The organism is Bacteroides sp. Ga6A2 (genome assembly GCF_000702225.1).
Lineage (GTDB): Bacteria > Bacteroidota > Bacteroidia > Bacteroidales > Bacteroidaceae > Ga6A1.
The window spans coordinates 51,924-70,447 of sequence record NZ_JNKX01000015.1; the positions used below are offsets into that span (position 1 = coordinate 51,924).

17 protein-coding genes and 1 tRNA gene are annotated in these 18,524 nt (G+C 46.0%); 5 read left to right on the plus strand and 13 right to left on the minus strand.

All coding sequences use genetic code 11. The annotated features are described in order from the left end of the window. Positions 1–33: 33 nt before the first annotated feature. The 4 genes from T538_RS0104915 to aat are packed head-to-tail and all read left to right on the plus strand — an operon-like array spanning position 34 to position 6,713. The gene (locus tag T538_RS0104915; protein ID WP_031532471.1) at positions 34–3,426 is read left to right on the plus strand and encodes an AAA domain-containing protein; all 3,393 of its coding nucleotides are present in this window, start codon (positions 34–36) and stop codon (positions 3,424–3,426) included. Between the two features lie 9 nt (positions 3,427–3,435). After that, positions 3,436–3,741: an ATP-dependent Clp protease adaptor ClpS gene (locus T538_RS0104920; RefSeq protein ID WP_031532472.1), complete on the plus strand. Its 306-nt coding sequence runs from the start codon at positions 3,436–3,438 to the stop codon at positions 3,739–3,741. Continuing rightward, complete coding sequence (locus T538_RS0104925) at positions 3,741–6,047, plus strand: AAA family ATPase (RefSeq protein ID WP_031532473.1); 2,307 nt, start codon at positions 3,741–3,743, stop codon at positions 6,045–6,047. Before T538_RS0104920 ends, T538_RS0104925 begins: the two co-directional genes overlap by 1 nt. Before the next feature lie 12 nt (positions 6,048–6,059). Continuing rightward, positions 6,060–6,713, plus strand: coding sequence for a leucyl/phenylalanyl-tRNA--protein transferase (aat, locus tag T538_RS0104930; RefSeq protein ID WP_031532474.1), 654 nt, complete (start codon positions 6,060–6,062; stop codon positions 6,711–6,713). 51 nt (positions 6,714–6,764) lie between these two features. Here the strand turns inward: aat and rpiB are convergent, their stop codons facing one another. The 7 genes from rpiB to atpB all read right to left on the minus strand — a co-directional run bounded on the left by rpiB (position 6,765) and on the right by atpB (position 12,291). Next, the gene (rpiB, locus tag T538_RS0104935) at positions 6,765–7,208 is read right to left on the minus strand and encodes a ribose 5-phosphate isomerase B (RefSeq protein WP_031532475.1); all 444 of its coding nucleotides are present in this window, start codon (positions 7,206–7,208) and stop codon (positions 6,765–6,767) included. Positions 7,209–7,313: 105 nt separating this feature from the next. Continuing rightward, positions 7,314–8,186, minus strand: coding sequence for a F0F1 ATP synthase subunit gamma (locus T538_RS0104940; RefSeq protein ID WP_031532476.1), 873 nt, complete (start codon positions 8,184–8,186; stop codon positions 7,314–7,316). A gap of 8 nt (positions 8,187–8,194) precedes the next feature. Next, positions 8,195–9,778: a F0F1 ATP synthase subunit alpha gene (gene atpA / locus T538_RS0104945; protein WP_031532477.1), complete on the minus strand. Its 1,584-nt coding sequence runs from the start codon at positions 9,776–9,778 to the stop codon at positions 8,195–8,197. Between the two features lie 54 nt (positions 9,779–9,832). Continuing rightward, positions 9,833–10,378: a F0F1 ATP synthase subunit delta gene (locus T538_RS0104950; RefSeq protein ID WP_031532478.1), complete on the minus strand. Its 546-nt coding sequence runs from the start codon at positions 10,376–10,378 to the stop codon at positions 9,833–9,835. A gap of 8 nt (positions 10,379–10,386) precedes the next feature. Then, on the minus strand, positions 10,387–10,884 hold the full coding sequence (atpF, locus tag T538_RS0104955) for a F0F1 ATP synthase subunit B (protein ID WP_031532480.1): 498 nt from the start codon (positions 10,882–10,884) through the stop codon (positions 10,387–10,389). A 45-nt stretch (positions 10,885–10,929) separates the two neighbouring features. Beyond that, a complete protein-coding gene (gene atpE / locus T538_RS0104960; RefSeq protein ID WP_031532481.1) occupies positions 10,930–11,181 on the minus strand; it encodes an ATP synthase F0 subunit C in 252 nt (83 codons plus the stop codon). A 36-nt stretch (positions 11,182–11,217) separates the two neighbouring features. Continuing rightward, positions 11,218–12,291 carry a F0F1 ATP synthase subunit A gene (gene atpB, locus T538_RS0104965; RefSeq protein ID WP_031532482.1) on the minus strand — a complete coding sequence of 358 codons (1,074 nt, stop codon included), beginning with the start codon at positions 12,289–12,291 and terminating at the stop codon, positions 11,218–11,220. A 211-nt stretch (positions 12,292–12,502) separates the two neighbouring features. Between atpB and T538_RS18330 the strand changes: the two genes are divergently transcribed. Then, on the plus strand, positions 12,503–12,658 hold the full coding sequence (locus T538_RS18330) for a hypothetical protein (protein ID WP_155992997.1): 156 nt from the start codon (positions 12,503–12,505) through the stop codon (positions 12,656–12,658). 48 nt (positions 12,659–12,706) lie between these two features. Here the strand turns inward: T538_RS18330 and atpC are convergent, their stop codons facing one another. From atpC to purT, 6 genes are all read right to left on the minus strand, one after another. Next, positions 12,707–12,949: an ATP synthase F1 subunit epsilon gene (gene atpC, locus T538_RS0104975; RefSeq protein WP_031532484.1), complete on the minus strand. Its 243-nt coding sequence runs from the start codon at positions 12,947–12,949 to the stop codon at positions 12,707–12,709. 11 nt (positions 12,950–12,960) lie between these two features. Next, positions 12,961–14,487 (minus strand): F0F1 ATP synthase subunit beta, encoded by a 1,527-nt coding sequence (atpD, locus tag T538_RS0104980; RefSeq protein ID WP_031532485.1) that lies wholly within the window; start codon positions 14,485–14,487, stop codon positions 12,961–12,963. A gap of 236 nt (positions 14,488–14,723) precedes the next feature. Next, on the minus strand, positions 14,724–15,701 hold the full coding sequence (gene pfkA / locus T538_RS0104985; RefSeq protein WP_031532486.1) for a 6-phosphofructokinase: 978 nt from the start codon (positions 15,699–15,701) through the stop codon (positions 14,724–14,726). A 35-nt stretch (positions 15,702–15,736) separates the two neighbouring features. Next, a complete protein-coding gene (gene nhaD, locus T538_RS0104990) occupies positions 15,737–17,149 on the minus strand; it encodes a sodium:proton antiporter NhaD (RefSeq protein WP_031532487.1) in 1,413 nt (470 codons plus the stop codon). 29 nt (positions 17,150–17,178) lie between these two features. Then, a tRNA-Gly gene (locus tag T538_RS0104995) sits at positions 17,179–17,251 on the minus strand. Between the two features lie 100 nt (positions 17,252–17,351). Next, entirely contained in the window at positions 17,352–18,515 is a 1,164-nt protein-coding gene (purT, locus tag T538_RS0105000) for a formate-dependent phosphoribosylglycinamide formyltransferase (RefSeq protein ID WP_031532488.1), read from the minus strand. Between the last annotated feature and the right edge of the window lie 9 nt (positions 18,516–18,524).

An 18,524-nucleotide genomic window follows, 5' to 3' on the forward strand; every position in this document is an offset into this window, starting at 1 on the left:
ATAACAATTTACAGAAAAGTTGATTGAGAAAATATGGATATAAAGGCCGATGACTACTTTGCGGAACTTGAGGACTTGTTCAACAGAACGAACGATGTTGACATTGCTGAAATATACGATATTTTCAGCCATATTTTCACACGAATTGCCGACGACTGCACACGAGAACTGAAGATTCTATTCAGCGGACAGTTTGCAAAAATAGACTATCTGCTGAAGCAGCACAACACCAGCAGCGAACTCTCCTATCGGATTCACGACCTGAGAATAAGACTGAAGGACACGACGAAATTCAACCAGAACCAACTGATTGAACTTTGTCCGCACGACCTACAGACTCTGTGCGAATTTATTGCCGACATTTTCTCGGTTCACATTCCTGCCGAGTTGCAGAAGCATTTTCCGCTCGTAACACGCAAGATTTCGGGCAGGAAACTCGCCGCCGAATATTTCAGAATAGTGGTGAGCAGCTGGGACAGCACTTATATCTACGGAACGGCAGAATACAACGACCTTAACGAGGTGAAAATCTGCTATAACTTTAGCGACAAGTACAGCCTTGGCGACTGGACTTACATTGAGCCGATGCTGTCGGAAGGCTGCCAGCTGAACATCGTCAAGCCGCGAATAGCCAACGAAATCTATTATCCCGAACTAATCATTTTCGAGCCAGACTACCTTATCGACATCTCGCAGATTGCAGCGTGCTTCGAGAGTTACGGACACAGCCCGGAGCAATATCTGCTGAATAAGATAAAACTGTATCCAAACACGAAATACATTCTTCTTGGAAATCTTGCCGGACAATTCCTCGATGAGGAGATTCACAACCTCGACAAGGATGTGAGATACGAGGACAGCATAAACCGATTCTTCAAGAAGAATGCCATAAACTTTGCAACGTGCTGCGAACTCGACGGCTCGTTTCACGAAGAGGCACGACGACAGCAGCAATACATCAGAAATACCGTAAGAAACGCACTGAAAGAGAGTGTAAAGACATTCGATATAGAGAAAGTCCTGCTCGAACCGTCGTTCTTCAGCGAGGAGCTCGGAATTCAAGGGAGAATGGACCTTCTGCTCAACGACAATACCGTTTTGATTGAGCAGAAAAGTGGAAAGGCAAACACGTTCTCGTCTGATTCTGCCGTTCCGCAGCCACAGGAGAAACATCTCGTGCAACTTCTGCTCTACATGGCTCTGATTCACTACAATTACGGCCTCAGAAACGAAAACATCTACGCATTTCTGCTTTATTCGAAATATGCCAAGAGTCTGGTCAAGTGCTCGCCTGCCCCGAAAGAACTTTTCGAGGCTTTCAAACTGCGCAACGAGATTGTAGCCAACGAACTTTCGTATCCGCAGGGAACGATGTCGCAACTGCTCGACATCACGCCCGATTCGCTGAACACAAAATGCAACTACGGCTTCTTCTGGGAGCGATATCAAGAGCCTCAGATTCAGGAAGTTCTCGCGCCGCTGCACAATGCCATCAGTCTTGAGCAGAAATACTATCTGCAATTTATGAAATTTATTGCCACGGAGCATATCCTGTCGAAAATAGGCAACCGTCAGCAGCCAGCATCGGGCTTTGCAGCCCTCTGGAACTCGTCGCTTGCCGAGAAGCATCTTGCCGGAAACATCTACGACAGTCTGTCTATCTGCAACAAGAAAACAGGCGACGACGGCATCACAACCATCACTCTGAAGATTCCGGAAAGCGACACGTTCGACAATCCGAACTTCCGCGTGGGCGATGTGGTGATTCTTTACAGATACAATTCAACGGAGATTCCCGATGCACGAAAGACGATGGTTCATCGAGCATCAATCGAGGACATCACGAACGAGGAGATAACGCTTCTGCTGAGGGCGGCGCAACGCAACGAATCGGTGTTCGACACGCCGAAAAACTACAAATGGGCGGTTGAGCACGACTTTATAGACTCGTCGTACAACGCGCAATACAAGGCTATGCAGATGTTTCTGCTTACCACCGAAGACCGCCGCGACCTTATCTTGGCACAACGAATGCCAGAGGTTGACAAATCTGTTTCGCTAAACAACGACTACGGCAACGACGACTTCAACACTCTGGTTCTGAAAGCGAAACAGGCAAAGGACTACTTTATCATTATCGGTCCTCCGGGAGCAGGAAAGACATCTTACGGAATGTTGAACGTGCTGAAAGAAGAACTCTCTGAACCCGACGGCACGGTTCTCGTTGTATCATTCACCAACAGAGCGGTTGACGAGGTTTGCAGCAAGTTGGTCGAGAACAACATCGACTTTATGCGCATCGGCACAAAACTGTCGTGCGCCAAGGAATATCGCCCGTTTCTGATGGAAAACAAACTGAAATCTTGCAGAAACATAACGAGCATAAGGCAGGCGGTGGCGCAGACGCGCGTAATCGTGGGCACAACGACGAGTCTGAGCAGCAACACTAATCTGTTCGACCTGAAGAAATTCAACCTTGCCATCATCGATGAGGCTTCGCAGATTCTCGAACCGCATCTTCTCGCCATCCTCTCGGCAAAGAACGGCAACGAGGTGGCAGTCAGGAAGTTTGTGATGATTGGCGACCACAAGCAACTCCCGGCGGTAGTTCAGCAAGAAGAATACGAATCTGCCGTTGACGACGAGGTTCTGACGGAAATAGGACTGACAAACTGCCGTCTGTCGCTCTTCGAACGACTTCTGAGGCTGAACCGCGACAACGACGACATCATTCATCTGCTAAGCAAGCAAGGACGAATGCACACCGACATAGCCTTCTTCACAAACCAAGCATTCTACAACGGCAAACTCGGAATCGTTCCGCTACCCCATCAGACAAAAGAACTTTCTGAAGAGGCAGAAGAAAGCAACGGCATAGCCCGAATGCTGAAGACAAGCCGAGTAGCCTTCGTCGAGGCTGAACTGCCCGAACATTCGGTATCAGAAAAAGTCAATCAGAACGAGGCTGACATCATAGCCGCCACGATAAAGTCGATTTTCGAAATAGAAAAAGACAGATTCGATGCCGACAAGACCGTGGGAGTCATAGTTCCGTACCGAAACCAGATTTCTGCCGTGAGAAAAACGGTTCAGAAACTCGGCATCAAGGCTCTCAACGGCATAACCATCGACACGGTAGAACGTTTTCAGGGAAGCCAGCGAGACTACATCATCTACGGATTTACCGTTCAGAAGATTTATCAACTCAACTTCCTCACCAGCAACGTGTTTACCGATACCGACGGCGTTGTTATAGACCGCAAACTCAACGTGGCTCTGACACGGGCACGAGAGCACATGATAATAACAGGCAACAGCCGTCTGCTCTCGAAAAACTCGATATTCAGCAAATTATTGAGTTACATCAAGAAGAATGGCACATATATTGATGTGTTAAAAGAAAACTATTGTAATGGCAATTTCTAAAGAATAAATATGGCACAAGGACAGACCGCTATAAAAGACCGTCAGAAAATCGATTTCCAAGAACCCAAGAAGTTCAAGGTGATAATGATGAACGACGACATCACAACCTTCGACTGCGTAATAATGATTCTGAAAACCGTATTCATGAAGCCGTCCGACGAAGCAGAATATCTGACAATGAAGATAGACCGCACCGGACAGGCTGTCGTGGGCATCTACTCCTACGACATTGCCCGCTCTAAGCAGCGAAAGGCAACATCCATGGCACGAAACCTCGGCTTTCCTTTAGTTATAAACGTAGAACCCGCAGAATAATGAGTCAGAAAGATTTTGTAATAAACGCACTTAACCGTGCTTTCGAAATTGCCAGCATTCAGCGAAACGAGTTCGTAACGCCCGAGCATATAATCTATGCCATAACCGAGCACGTTCCGTTCAGGGAGGTGTGCCAGAAGATGGACTACGACATCGACGAAATCTCGACATGTCTTGCCGACGAAATATATAAGTACGAGCATGTTAGCGACGACATCGAATACATGCTCGAAAGGTCTTATCAGGCCGAATACATCATGCAGAACTGCATCGATTTCTATGCCGAGGAAGACGGCGTTCAGGCTGACCTCTGCGTTCCGGGACTTGTCTTTGCTGCGATATCGCTCACAAACTCAATGGTTTCAAACCTTCTGAACAGCGTCGTTTCGGACACTACGCTGTTCCTGAGCGAACTGTCGAAATCATACAAATGGGCTGAGATGAACAATTCGTTCGAGGTTAAGAGAAACCGCGACTTTGCCCACGACAAACATTTTGAGCACGACGAAGATGAGGATTTTTACGACTCTGACTTTGATGAAATGAACAACAATACTGATGAAAAGACGGAAGACGAGTGGAAAAAATTTACCGTCTGCCTGAACGACAATATAAAGAATTACAATCCGTTGATTGGCAGGGAGAAAGAACTTGAAAGAACAATTCAGGTTCTCTGCCGAAAGGACAAAAATAATCCGCTGCACATCGGCGAGCCGGGAGTCGGAAAAACCTCAATAGTGCGTGGACTGGCAGCACTCATCGAAGGCGGAAAGGTTCCAGAGCGTCTGCGCAATTACCGAATATACCAGATTGATCTCGCCGGAATGCTCGCCGGAACTCAGTATCGCGGAGAGTTCGAGAAGCGCATCAAGATGGTTATGGACGGCATGATGAAAGACGGCAAGGCAATCGCCTACATCGACGAGATTCACAACCTTGTTGGCGCAGGTGCAAGCAACGACGGCTCGATGGATGCTTCGAACATTCTGAAGCCTTACCTCGAGGAAAATAGCATACGCTTCATCGGCTCAACCACGTTCGATGAATACAAGCGCTATTTCGCCAAAAGCAAGGGCATGATTCGACGTTTCCAAGACATCGAGATTGCCGAACCTTCGACCGACGAGTGTGTAAAAATCATCAATGGTCTGAAAAACAAATACGAGAAATATCACAACGTGAAATATGGCAAGGGCGTTATCGAATATGCCGTTGACATGAGCGCGCGATTCATTAACAACCGTTTTCTTCCAGATAAAGCCATAGACCTTATCGACGAAGCTGGAGCATTTCTCGAAATGCATCCGTTGGAAGAAAAAAAGCAGCAGACAGTTACAAAACAGCATATCGCCGATATTCTGAGCAAGGTCTGCAAGGTTGAATCAATGGCGATAAAGAAGGAGGAAGACAAGGACATAAAGAACTTGGAACAGAACATCAAGCAGAAAATATACGGTCAGGACAAGGCCGTAGAACAGGTTGTTGAGGCTATCCAGATGTCGAAAGCCGGATTGGTGGACGAGAATAAGCCCATCGCAAGCTTCCTCTTCGTCGGACCGACTGGCGTTGGAAAGACGGAGTTGTGCAAGGTTCTTGCCGAACAGATGGGCATCCAGCTCGTGCGCTTCGACATGAGCGAATACACCGAGAAGCATACCGTTGCCAAACTGATTGGCGCACCAGCCGGATACATCGGCTACGAGGACGGCGGACTGCTGACCGATGCCATCCGCAAATCGCCAAACTGCGTGCTTCTTCTCGACGAGATTGAGAAGGCTCACGGCGACATATACAACATCCTTCTGCAAGTTATGGATTATGCCCGACTGACCGACAACAAAGGTCAGAAGGCCGACTTCAGGCACGTCGTGCTCGTCATGACATCGAATGCAGGAGCACAGTTCGCAAGTCAGGCAAGCATCGGATATTTCCCATCGGCATCGAGCGGCGAAAGCATGATGAAGCAAGTGAAAAAGACTTTCAAGCCCGAATTTCTGAACCGTCTCAACGGCATCGCGGTCTTCAACGACATGGATTTGACTATGGCAGGAATGATTCTCGACAAGAAAATCGGCGAACTACAGACGCGTCTTTCTGCCAAGAACGTAACCCTTAGCATCTCAGACGAGGCGCGCGAGATACTTCTGAAAAAAGGCTTTACGAAAGAATACGGCGCACGAGAGATGGACCGCGTAATACACAAGAATCTCGCCACTCAACTTGCAAAGAAAATTCTCTTCGGCAACCTAAAGAAAGGCGGAAACGCCAATGCCACCGTCAGCAATGGCGAAATCATAATCGAATAAAATCAGCATTTTATGATATTCCAACTCGACGACTCCATATCATTTCCCGACCCTCGTCTTGGCGAGCCGAACGGATGCTTCGCCGTGGGCGGAGACTTGTCGGTAGACAGACTTCTGCTTGCATACAGCAACGGAATTTTTCCGTGGTACGACTACAAGAACTGCGAACAGATTGTATGGTACTGCCCTATGCAACGCTTTGTCATCTTCCCTAACGAGATTCATATCTCGCACTCAATGCGCACGCTGTTCAACAAGAACAAATATCAATTCAGCATAAACAATGCGTTCGAAGATGTTATGCGCAACTGCGCCGAGGTGAACAATCGCAACGAGCTGGAAGGCGCATGGCTCGGTGAACACATCATAGAGGCGTACACCGAACTCTACAAGCAACGTTTTGCCGCCAGCGTTGAGGTATGGGACGAGGATGACAATCTGGTTGGCGGACTCTACGGCGTCAATATCGGTCACTATTTCGTTGGCGAAAGTATGTTTTCGCGCGTGCCAAGCGGCTCAAAACTCGCGCTTATCTATCTGGCAAAAGTCCTCCAGAGAAATGGAGGCACAATGATTGACTGCCAGCTCAAAACACCGCATCTGGAAAGCATGGGCGGCCGATACATCTCGTACGACGAATACATGAAAATCATCAAAGACGAATAAAAAAAGCCCCGACGCTTGATTGCATCGGGGCGAACTATATATAAGAAAAACTTACTTCTTAACTGGAATCTTGTCAATTCTATTCTGATGGCGACCGCCTTCAAACTCAGTAGAGAAATACTCGTCCATGATAGCCTCGGCTGTCTTTGTGTCGATAAAACGACCCGGCATAACGAGTACATTTGCATTGTTGTGCTGACGTGCAAGATGAGCAATTTCTGGAATCCAACTCAATGCTGCGCGGATTCCCTGATGCTTGTTCAGAGTGATGGCGATGCCCTCTCCGCTGCCGCAGATGGCGATGCCCGGATAGCACTCACCGCTCTCAACTGCCTCTGCCAGAGGATGAGCAAAATCAGGATAGTCGCAACTGTCGGTTGAGTTTGTTCCAAAATCCTTGAATGTGTATCCTTTCTTAGTTAGGTATTCCTTAACGAACTGCTTTAGTTCGTAACCTGCATGGTCAGATGCAAGTCCAATTGTTTTTACTTCCACTGTTATTAAATTTGATGTGTTAATTTTAGTTCTGCAAAAATAATAATAAAAAGAAGGATACACAAATAATGCGTAACCTTCTTTCCATATCTTTTAACTATTTTGTTAATGATTCATCGAACCTGCCACAATATCGAGCAACTCACTCGTAATTGCCTGCTGACGGCTCTTATTGTACATCAGCGTAAGTTCTTGAAGCAAATCGTCAGCATTATCCGTAGCCGTCTGCATGGCAACCGTACGGGCTGCATGTTCGCTCGCGTTCGAGTCGAGCAGCGCGGTATAGATTTTCAGATGCAGAACCGTCGGAATCAAAGCCTTCACAACCTCTTCCTTGCTTGGCTCAACGATATAGTCGAGATTCTGATTCTGCGCACCGTCCTTGAACGCATCAAGTTCGATTGGCAGAAAAACCTCGCGACGCAAAACCTGTGAGGCCGTGTTCTTGAAGTGATTGTAGATGATTTCGACCTTGTTAATCTCACCAGCAACAAACTTCTGCATAAGTTCCTCGGCCACCTCGCTTGCCGTCTTGAACGACGGATGTTCAGCCATCACGCTATAATCAGCATCAACGCCCGTAGCGTCAAGTTTCTTCACGGCATCGGCAACCTTTCTGCCTATCGGATAGACAATTATGTTTTCCTTGCCAAGATGCTTGTAGTCGTCAACAGCCTTTGTTAGCGATTTTATCACGTTTGCGTTGAATCCACCGCACAAACTCGAGTTTGAGGCATACACAACCAGCGCAACCTTCTTCACGGCACGCTCGGCGGTATACAGAGAATCAACCTCAATGTCGCCGCTCAGAAAATTGCCCAAAATCGTGCTCATCTGAGTCTCGTATGGCAACATATTCTCAATCGTCTGCTGCGCCTTGTGCAGTTTGGAAGAAGCAACCATCTTCATGGCCGAAGTGATTTTGCGCGTGTTGGTCACCGACGCGATTCTTCCCTTAACTTCTTTTAAAGATGGCATAGTCTGAATTATTTAAGTTGTGCTGAAACTGATGCTGCAACCTCTCTGATAAGGTTTGTAACCTCATCGGTAAGCTGACCCTCTGCCAATGGCTTCAGAATCTTGTCCTGATACATCGTTCTCACTGTGTCGAGGAAGATTCTCTGGAATTCAGGAACTGCATCGACAGAAATGTCCTTCATCAAAGAGTTTACGCCACAATAGATGATGGCAACCTGCTCTGCTACCGACATAGGGCTATACTGAGGCTGAACAAGCAGTTTGTTGTTCTTTCGACCGCGGTCGATAGCCATCGCCGTTACAGGGTCCATATCGCTCGAGAACTTGGCGAACGACTCCAACTCACGATACTGCGCTTGGTCAATCTTCAGCGTTCCGGCAACCTTCTTCATTGACTTAATCTGAGCAGCACCACCTACACGAGAAACCGAGATACCAACGTTAATAGCCGGACGGAATCCCTGATTGAAGAGGTCTGTCTCCAGATAAATCTGACCGTCTGTAATAGAAATTACGTTTGTCGGGATGTATGCCGAAACGTCGCCAGCCTGAGTCTCGATAATCGGAAGCGCTGTAAGCGAACCACCGCCCTTAACCTTGCCTTTCAGACAGTCAGGAAGGTCGTTCATCTGCTCGGCAACCTCCTGCTGAGCGTTAATCTTCGCAGCACGTTCAAGAAGTCGTGAGTGAAGATAGAACACATCACCCGGATAAGCCTCACGACCAGAAGGTCGCTTCAGAATAAGCGATACTTCGCGATAAGCCACGGCCTGCTTTGACAAATCGTCGTAGATTACAAGCGCATGACGACCAGTATCTCGGAAATACTCGCCTATGGCTGCACCAGCAAACGGAGCATAGTACTGAAGCGCAGCAGGGTCGGAAGCAGTAGCCGAAACAACGATTGTATAAGGCATTGCTCCATACTCCTTCAAGGCGTTTACTATATTTGCAACAGTACTACCCTTCTGACCTACAGCAACATAGATACAGTAAACAGGGTCGCCTTTCTCAAAGTTCTCCTTCTGATTGATGATTGTATCAATAGCGATGGCAGTCTTTCCTGTCTGACGGTCGCCGATGATAAGTTCGCGCTGTCCGCGACCGATAGGAATCATCGAATCGACAGCCTTCAAACCTGTCTGCAAAGGCTGATTTACCGGCTGACGATAGATTACGCCTGGGGCTTTGCGCTCAAGAGGCATCTCGAAAGTCTCTCCTCCGATGGCACCCTGTCCGTCGAGCGGCTGTCCCAGCGGATTTATAACACGTCCAAGCATCTGCTCGCTCACATTGATAGATGCGATGCGCTTGGTTCGTGTTACTGTCATTCCCTCCTTTATCTGGTCGGTAGGACCAAGAAGAACGGCACCAACGTTGTCTTCCTCAAGGTTCATCACAATACCCATGATTCCGTTAGGGAATTCCAGCAATTCGTCGGCCTCGGCATTGCGAAGTCCATAGATGCGCGCAACGCCATCGCTCACAGTGAGCACGGTGCCCGTTTCTTCAAACTCCGCATTGTTCTCTATGCCTTGAAGTTGTTCCAAAAGGACTTTAGAAACCTCACTGGAATTTATGTTTTCAGACATTTTTCTTTATTTATTTGTTCAACACATGGCATTGTTGCACTGCACAGCGGCGCATCAAGCCTTAAAATTTGTAAACTGCTGCAATGTTTTGCGCAACTGTGTGCTTACGCTTTGGTCAAGTCGATATGTATCATACTCAAGAATGAAACCACCAACAATCTCAGGGTCGGTTTCGGTTACAAAATCAACCTTTCCCATAGTCTTTTGTTCGACCATCTTGCGCATTCTTTCCTCAATCTCCGAAGAAACAGGAACAGCAGTAATTAGCTTGCCTCTGGTAATGTTATTCTGTTTTCTGTACAAATCAACATAAGAGTTAGCCATAAACTGTAACAGATTCAGCCTTTCAGACTTTATCAAAAGTTTTATGAAATTCTGAGTGCTTGCACATGCCTTGCCTCCACAGGCTGTCACACACAACGCCGTCTTCTTGTCTGCTGCGAGAGCAGGACTTGCCAGCGATGCACGCAGCCTCGGAACATCGATAAAGCATCTTGCAAGAACCATCATCTCGTTATACACGCTTTCTGCTTCACCGTTTAACTGGGCATATTTCAGCAGCGCACGCGTATAACGCATTGAAATAACTCCTACATTCATGATAACACTTATTTAGAAACAGTTACTTCGTCAAGCAATCGGCTTATCAAATCCATCTGCTTGTTGTCTGATGCGAGTTCCTTACGCAGAATTTTCTCGGCAACTTCTACCGAAAGTTGGGTAACCTGCTTGCGTATATCGGCAACAGCGGCTTCCTTTTCTTTCTGAATCTGTGCACGAGCCTCTTCTATAATCTTTGCGCCCTCAGCATCAGCCTTGTCCTTTGCATCTTTTACAATAGCATCACGCGTAGCGGCAGCCTCTCTTAAGATTTCTGCCTGCTTAGCGCGTGCTTCCTGCAGAATGGATTCACTTTCTTCCTTTATGTTGACAAGTTTCTCGTTTGCCTTGCGTGCATTCTCCAAACTCTCGTCTATGAAAGCCTTACGTTCGTTTACCATATTTACAATGGCAGGGAAACCGAACTTCCATAGGATGAGGAAGACGATGAAGAACACCACCGACATCCAAAAAAGCAGTCCAACACTCGGATATAATAAATCCATATTTCGAACTATTTATTTCTGAAAAATTCTTTTCTTAATAGATGATTATACGCACATAAAGGCAACAGCCACAGCGAACAATGCAGCACCCTCGATAAGAGCAGCCGCAATAATCATTGACACGTTCAACTTACCCTGAATCTCAGGCTGACGAGCCATTGCATCCATTGCCTGACTTCCGATGCGACCAATTCCCAAACCTGCGCCGATAACTGCCAAACCTGCGCCGATAACTGCCAAACCTGTACTTAGACCAGCAGCACCTGCTGCCTCTAACAATAGTAATGAACTCATAATTTTAATTTTTTAGTTATTGATTATTTCTTTTTATTATCACTCCTCGGCAGGCTCTGTTCGTGCCATACCGATGAAAATAGCACTCAACATTGTAAATACCATAGCCTGAATAAAGCAGACCATTAATTCCAGACACGTCATAAAAACGCTAAGGGAAACACTTAATATTGACATACTCGTCAACATCGCCACACCCTTTGATGCCATCAGAAAAATGATGCATGTAAGAGCCAAAGCAATAAGATGTCCGGCAAGCATATTTGCAAAAAGTCGAATCATCAAGGCGAACGGCTTTGTAAAGATGCCCACAAACTCGATGAGCGGAATCAATGGAATCGGACATTTAAGCCAAACAGGAACTTCTGGCCAGAAAATATCCTTCCAATAATGCTTATTTCCGCTGAACTGCGTTATCACAAACGTACAGAATGCAAGAAAGAAGGTAAATGTAATGTTACCCGTAACATTACCGCCTCCTGGAGGGAACGGTACAACACCCATAATGTTGCACACAAATATAAACAAAAAACATGTAAGCAACCACGGAACATATTTCTCATATCCTTTTCCAATACTTGGCTTTATGATTTCATCTACAACATACATTACAAGCATCTCAACAAATCCGACGAATCCTTTCGGTGCCTCGTCGCTCGGTTTTCGATTTTTGTACCATCGTGCCGGCAACAAAATGCAAAGAATCAAGATGATTGCATTGACAAACATCACGGCAACAGTCTTCGTAATTGAAATATCAAGTTTTACAGGGATATACTCACCCGATTCATTCTTCTCCAAAACTTTGCCTGCATATTCGCCTTTCTCCGCCAATGCCAACCCATTCGATGCAAACTTCAATCCGTCTTTTTCTTCGGCAAAACCAGAAGAAAGAAACACCTTGAAGCCGGCATTAGTATATACGATTACAGGCAGCGGGATAATAATAGCATTCTCGCCTTCTCCGGTTATATGCCATTCATGAGAGTCCCTGATATGTTCCATCACCAATTCCGACGCATTGAACGACTCATCCTCGTCCTGTGCGTTGCAGAGCATAGGCACAATTAGCGCCAAGGTCAGAATCAGAAATAGTTTTCTAAAGCAATTCATAAGTTATTCTTTTTCTCTTTGAATCTTTGCGAAGTATAATGTGTTGAAAAACAACATGGACAAGTAAAATACCATAAATGTCATGGTAAATATTTTACGCATCATAATGTCGGGTTCTCGGCGGAAAAATATCCACACAACCACCAAAGCCGTTACAATTCTGAAAGCCGATGCCACCATGTAAGAAACAAGTTGTGTTCTCGACGATGACATGGCGGAAAACTTCCACATCAACGTATATGTAACGCTCATAAAGGCATTGTACGCAAAGATGATAACGAGCATTCTCTTCAAACAATCCAAAGAGGTTACTCCGATAACCACCCCACCCACAGCAACAAGCGTCATCAATATACAGACACTATGAACGAGGTACGACATAGAAAGGTCTCGCCCCTGTGTTTTCTCCAACTTATTAAAGTTCTGCACAAATACTTACATTGTTTTTATGAACCTCAACAAATCCGTTTGATATTGGTATTTGCTGTTTACCTTGTGATGTACCAATCTCTACAACACCCTTTTCCAAGGTTGAGACAATTGCGGCATGGTCATTCAGAATCTCGAAAGGTCCTTTCGTTCCCGGAACGAGAACGCTGTCCACCTCACCTTCATACACCACTTTCTCTGGTGAAACGATTTTCAGTTTCAAACTCATAAACGTATGTATTATGCGTTAGCCGCAGCAAGGAGTTTCTTACCCTTCTCAATGGCATCCTCTATCGTACCGACATTGAGGAACGCCTGTTCTGGAAGGTAATCAACCTCGCCGTCCATAATCATATTGAATCCCTTGATAGTGTCCTCAATAGAAACCATCACACCGCTAACACCTGTAAACTTCTCAGCAACGGTAAACGGCTGTGAAAGGAATCGCTGAACACGACGTGCACGATTTACAGTCTGACGGTCTTCATCTGACAACTCATCCATACCAAGGATGGCGATGATATCCTGAAGTTCCTTGTATCTCTGCAAAATCTGCTTTACTCTCTGTGCACACTCGTAGTGTTCCTTGCCCACAACCAAAGGGTCGAGAATACGAGATGTAGAATCCAACGGATCAACCGCAGGATAGATTCCAAGTTCGGCAATCTTACGGCTCAACACGGTTGTAGCATCAAGATGCGAGAATGTTGTAGCAGGAGCAGGGTCTGTCAAGTCGTCGGCAGGCACATATACAGCCTGAACAGATGTGATAGAACCGTTCTTTGTTGACGTGATTCGTTCCTGCATCGCTCCCATCTCGGTGGCAAGCGTTGGCTGATATCCTACAGCCGATGGCATACGGCCAAGAAGAGCCGATACCTCAGAACCAGCCTGAGTAAAACGGAAGATATTATCGACAAAGAACAAGATGTCGCTTGCCTTTCCTGTCTTTGCACCCTCATCGCGGAACGATTCAGCAACAGTAAGTCCAGACAACGCAACAGATGCACGCGCACCCGGCGGCTCATTCATCTGACCATACACAAGTGCAGCCTGTGACTTCTGCACTTCGTTGTAATCTACCTTAGAGAGATCCCATTCGCCTCTTTCCATAGACTCCTCAAACTCCTTTCCGTACTTGATTACACCAGACTCGATCATCTCTCGCAAAAGGTCATTTCCTTCTCGTGTGCGTTCACCTACACCGGCAAAAACAGAGAAGCCATCGTGTCCCTTGGCAATATTATTTATAAGTTCCATGATGAGCACGGTCTTTCCCACGCCAGCACCACCGAACAGACCAATCTTTCCACCTTTTGAATAAGGTTCAAGAAGGTCGATAACCTTAATTCCTGTTGTTAGAATTTCTCGTGTAGTTGAAAGTTCCTCAAACTTAGGCGGCTCACGATGAATAGGATATGCGCCCTCACGACTGAGTGGCTTCAGACCATCGATATGGTCACCTGTAACATTCATCATTCGTCCCTTAATCTGGTCGCCAACCGGCATTGTAATAGGACTTCCTGTCGGATAGACATCCATACCTCTTCTAAGTCCGTCAGTACGGTCCATAGCGACAGTACGAACGGTATCTTCACCAATATGCTGCTGAACCTCGAGAATCAAATCTCCTCTTCCCGGACGTTCAATCTTTAAAGCATCGTGGATTTTTGGAAGTACATTTTCGGCATCTTCATTTTTTGTGTCAAAATACACATCAATAACAGGACCGATGACCTGCGAAATATGTCCAATTATTTGTGACATAAGCTTTATTTATTTTTATATTTTTACTATCCCGAAATGATTTCACTTATTGTTTATCAAATGCGAATTTAGTAAATATTTCTTAATAACAACAAAAAAAACGACTTTTTTTTGCCTATAGTACAAAAAAGGTCGAAAGAAATGTGTTTTAGGCATAAAATATGCTTATGATAACAAAAAGTGCCGTACAAAAGCATTTGCACGACACTTTATCATTGTAATCGGTGATTTCGATATTATATTGACAATTCATCGAGAACCCTGATAAGCTCCTTATTTATAGGTTTCTCTTTCTTGATTGCATCGACAAAAGGAACATAGACAACATTGTCCTGCTTGATTCCAATCATAACATTACGCTGTCCGTCGAGCAGAGCATCGATTGCTCCCGCACCCAAGCGGCTGGCAAGTATTCTGTCACGTGCCGATGGACTTCCGCCTCTCTGCAAGTGTCCAAGAATAGAAACACGGACATCGTACTGAGGATATTCCTTTCTTACGCGCTCGGCATAGTACATCGCACCACATTTCGGACTCTCGCTCACAATGACGATTGATGAATTCTTTGACTTTCTGATGCCTCGGCCGATGAAGTGCTCCAACTGGTCGGCATCCGTATTATCCTCTGGAATGATGGCAGCCTCTGCACCTGATGCGATGGCACTATTCTGCGCAAGGAATCCGGCATCACGTCCCATAACCTCAACAAAGAAGATACGCTCATGCGAATTAGCCGTATCGCGAATCTTATCAACACAGTCGACGATGGTATTCAACGTTGTATCGTAACCGATAGTGAGGTCTGTTCCATAAAGGTCATTGTCGATTGTTCCCGGCAGACCGATGCAAGGCACATCATATTCTTCAGCAAAGATTTTTGCGCCCGTCAGAGAGCCGTTTCCGCCAATTACGACAAGCGCATCGATTCCGTTAGCAACCATGTTGTCGTATGCCTTCTTTCGTCCTTCAGGAGTCTCGAAGCCCTTAGAACGTGCGGTTTTCAGGATCGTTCCGCCTCGTTGTATAATGTTACTTACGTTTTCTGTAGAGAACGGAACAATTTCATTGTTCATCAAACCCTCATAACCGCGATAGATTGCCTTCACGGTGAAACCGTTACAAATACCACTTCGTGTTATCGCACGTATGGCAGCATTCATTCCCGGAGCATCGCCTCCGGAAGTAAGAATACCAATACACTTTACTCTTGCCATAAGCTATAGATTTTTGCGTCTGCTATAAAATTATCCTAAAAACAATATTCGTACAATATTTCTGTTACCCAATAAACAATAAGTCCTGCGCCCCATCCCAGAAGAACCATCCATGAGAAGTGGCGAAGATACCATTTCAGTCTTATTCTTTCAACTTTCATCACAGCGAATCCAGCCTGAGAACCAATTGTCATCAAGCTACCGCCAACAGCACTACAGTATGCGAGAATCTGCCAATACGAACCGTTCTGACTGAATGCGCTGGCATAGTCACTACCTGTCACATCGGCTGGGTCAACAACATCGTACATAGAGATGCTACTTGCCACCAACGGAATATTATCAAGCACACTCGAAACAAATCCGAGCGCAACACTTATTATATACACGTTGTGAATATTCTCGTCAAGCCAGTTTGCCATTGTTTCCAACGCGCCTGTCTCTTCTATCGCACCGATGGCAAACCAAATACCCAAGAAGAAGAGGATAAGCTGGCTGTTCACATCCTGTATTGAATAAGGAACTCGCTGGTTATTAACCATAACATCGTTTCTCATTCTCTTCAGATTACAGACTTCGTAAATAATCCACAGAATTGAGAGAATACACATTGCACCGACAAAAGGCGGCAACTTTGTAAGGTTATGGAATGTTGGGATTGCCCACAAACCGCCGATGCCGACAAACAGCATCAGAAGTCTTTGCCAGCGGCTCAACACGCTGTCATCACCGTTATACATTCCCAACTGAGATGTCAGGTTCACTCTTTCAGGAAGAACTCTCGAAACAAGATATGTAGGGATAGCGAGTGCAACCAAAGCAGGAAGAATAAGGCCGACCGTAAATGCCGTAGGGGTAACCGCACCCTTAACCCATATCATCAGCGTTGTTACATCGCCGATGCACGAACAACATCCGCCGCAGTTTGCAGCAAGAATCACAACGCAGTTATACAACGCACGATCGTGTACATTCGGAATCAACTTTCGCAATATCACAATCATCATCATGACGGTTGTAAGATTGTCGAGATTGAAAGATATGAGGAACGTTACGAGAGCAACCATCCAAACAAGTTTCTTGCTGTTTCTCGTACGCATCCACTCGGAGATGAAATCAAAACATTCGTTGGCATTCAGTACCGAGACGATATTCATCGTAGCAACAAAGAACAAGACGATTTCAGCTGCGCTTGCAACATAGCCCACAAAGACATGCTGTGCTATGAACGAGCGCAGAGACCATACGTTTTCTGCCGTTCCGCTAAGATAAGCCGAATATTCAAGTGGATAATTTTCCGATACGTAATATTCGCCGAAGAACATATAGAGTAGCCAACCTATTACACCCAGAAACATAGCTACCGAGGCTTTGTTTATGTTTGTAATATGCTCTGTTGCAATTGCAACATAACCCAATAACAATATAAGGACAATAATTAGGGTCATTGCGGCAAATATTTGTGCATTTTCTTTTGAGCGGTTAGCGGGTCTCGAACCCGTGACCTTCGGCTTGGGAAGCCAACGCTCTACCAACTGAGCTATAACCGCATTAAGGTTTCGTTTTGTTCAAAATAGTTTCAAAAACGAGTGCAAATATAATAAAAATATTTGCACTCGTAACATTTTATCCTATTTTTTTACAATATTTTCATTTTACTGTAACTTTTGCTGCAAGGGCCTTGCATTTGTCGCGCAAAGCATTCTGGTCGGCATTCAAGTCGTCCCAGCATACAACAACTCCCATACGTCTGCCAACGTGAGCCTCGGGCTTGCCAAAGATGCGCAGATAAGTCTTTTCTGCCGCGCAAACATCTTCCATTCCTTCATAATCAGGATTTTTCTTCTCGATTTCTGAAAGAATTACGGCACTAACGCCCTGACGCTCCTGCGAAATGCATGGAATAGGAAGTCCGAGCACCGCTCTGGCATGAAGTTCGAACTCGCTGAGATTCTGTGTTCCGGCAAGCGTAACCATACCCGTATCGTGCGGACGCGGGCTCAACTCTGAGAAGAAAACGCCGTCTTTGTTGCTGAGGAAGAACTCAACGCCCCAAATTCCTGCTCCTGTAAGTGCCTCGGTAACCTTAGCTGCCATGCGCTTAGCCTCTTCGAGCTGCTCTGGCGAGATTGCAGCCGGCTGGAAACTCTCGCGATAGTCGCCACCCTTCTGCACATGTCCGATAGGATTGCAGAAAAGCGTTGGGCCGTTCTTCTGAGTAACGGTAAGCAGAGTAATCTCGCTGTCGAATTTGATGAACTGTTCTACGATAACCTCCATAAGGTCGCCACGAGCACCGCTGCAAGCATAGTCCCAAGCCTTCTTCAAATCGTCGGCAGAATCGACCTTGCTCTGACCGTGCCCAGACGATGACATCAGCGGCTTGATGATGCAAGGGAAGCCCACCTCGTTCGCTGCAGCCTGCAACTCTTCGAAGGTTGTGGCATAACGGTAGTTGGCTGTCTTCAAACCGAGTTCGGTATGAGCCAACTCGCGTATTGCCTTTCGGTTCATTGTGAAGTTTACAGCCTTCGCACTTGGAACAACCTGTATTCCTTCTTTCTCGAAATCGTACAGCTTTTCGGTACGAATAGCCTCAATCTCTGGAACAATCACATCTGGCTTATGCTTACGCACCACAGCCTCCAAAGCCTCTCCATCGAGCATCGAGAAAACCTCACACTCGTCAGCCACCTGCATGGCTGGCGCTTTTGCATACGAATCGCAAGCAATGACATACTGTCCCTTGCGTTTGCAGGCAATTACAAACTCCTTACCTAACTCTCCTGAACCCAGGAGCAGAATTTTTTTCATTTTACGTTG

Bases quoted from the DNA above. Each gene is read 5' to 3' on its own strand.
- T538_RS0104925 (WP_031532473.1), top strand. From the start codon at position 3,741: ATGAGTCAGAAAGATTTTGTAATAAACGCACTTAACCGTGCTTTCGAA.
- T538_RS0104920 (WP_031532472.1), top strand. From the start codon at position 3,436: ATGGCACAAGGACAGACCGCTATAAAAGACCGTCAGAAAATCGATTTC.
- T538_RS0104915 (WP_031532471.1), top strand. From the start codon at position 34: ATGGATATAAAGGCCGATGACTACTTTGCGGAACTTGAGGACTTGTTC.
- T538_RS0104950 (WP_031532478.1), bottom strand. From the start codon at position 10,378: ATGAATGTAGGAGTTATTTCAATGCGTTATACGCGTGCGCTGCTGAAA.
- atpC (WP_031532484.1), bottom strand. From the start codon at position 12,949: ATGAGTTTGAAACTGAAAATCGTTTCACCAGAGAAAGTGGTGTATGAA.
- atpD (WP_031532485.1), bottom strand. From the start codon at position 14,487: ATGTCACAAATAATTGGACATATTTCGCAGGTCATCGGTCCTGTTATT.
- atpA (WP_031532477.1), bottom strand. From the start codon at position 9,778: ATGTCTGAAAACATAAATTCCAGTGAGGTTTCTAAAGTCCTTTTGGAA.
- atpF (WP_031532480.1), bottom strand. From the start codon at position 10,884: ATGGATTTATTATATCCGAGTGTTGGACTGCTTTTTTGGATGTCGGTG.
- pfkA (WP_031532486.1), bottom strand. From the start codon at position 15,701: ATGGCAAGAGTAAAGTGTATTGGTATTCTTACTTCCGGAGGCGATGCT.
- atpB (WP_031532482.1), bottom strand. From the start codon at position 12,291: ATGAATTGCTTTAGAAAACTATTTCTGATTCTGACCTTGGCGCTAATT.
- T538_RS18330 (WP_155992997.1), top strand. From the start codon at position 12,503: ATGGCGGAAAACTTCCACATCAACGTATATGTAACGCTCATAAAGGCA.
- T538_RS0104940 (WP_031532476.1), bottom strand. From the start codon at position 8,186: ATGCCATCTTTAAAAGAAGTTAAGGGAAGAATCGCGTCGGTGACCAAC.
- aat (WP_031532474.1), top strand. From the start codon at position 6,060: ATGATATTCCAACTCGACGACTCCATATCATTTCCCGACCCTCGTCTT.
- nhaD (WP_031532487.1), bottom strand. From the start codon at position 17,149: ATGACCCTAATTATTGTCCTTATATTGTTATTGGGTTATGTTGCAATT.
- purT (WP_031532488.1), bottom strand. From the start codon at position 18,515: ATGAAAAAAATTCTGCTCCTGGGTTCAGGAGAGTTAGGTAAGGAGTTT.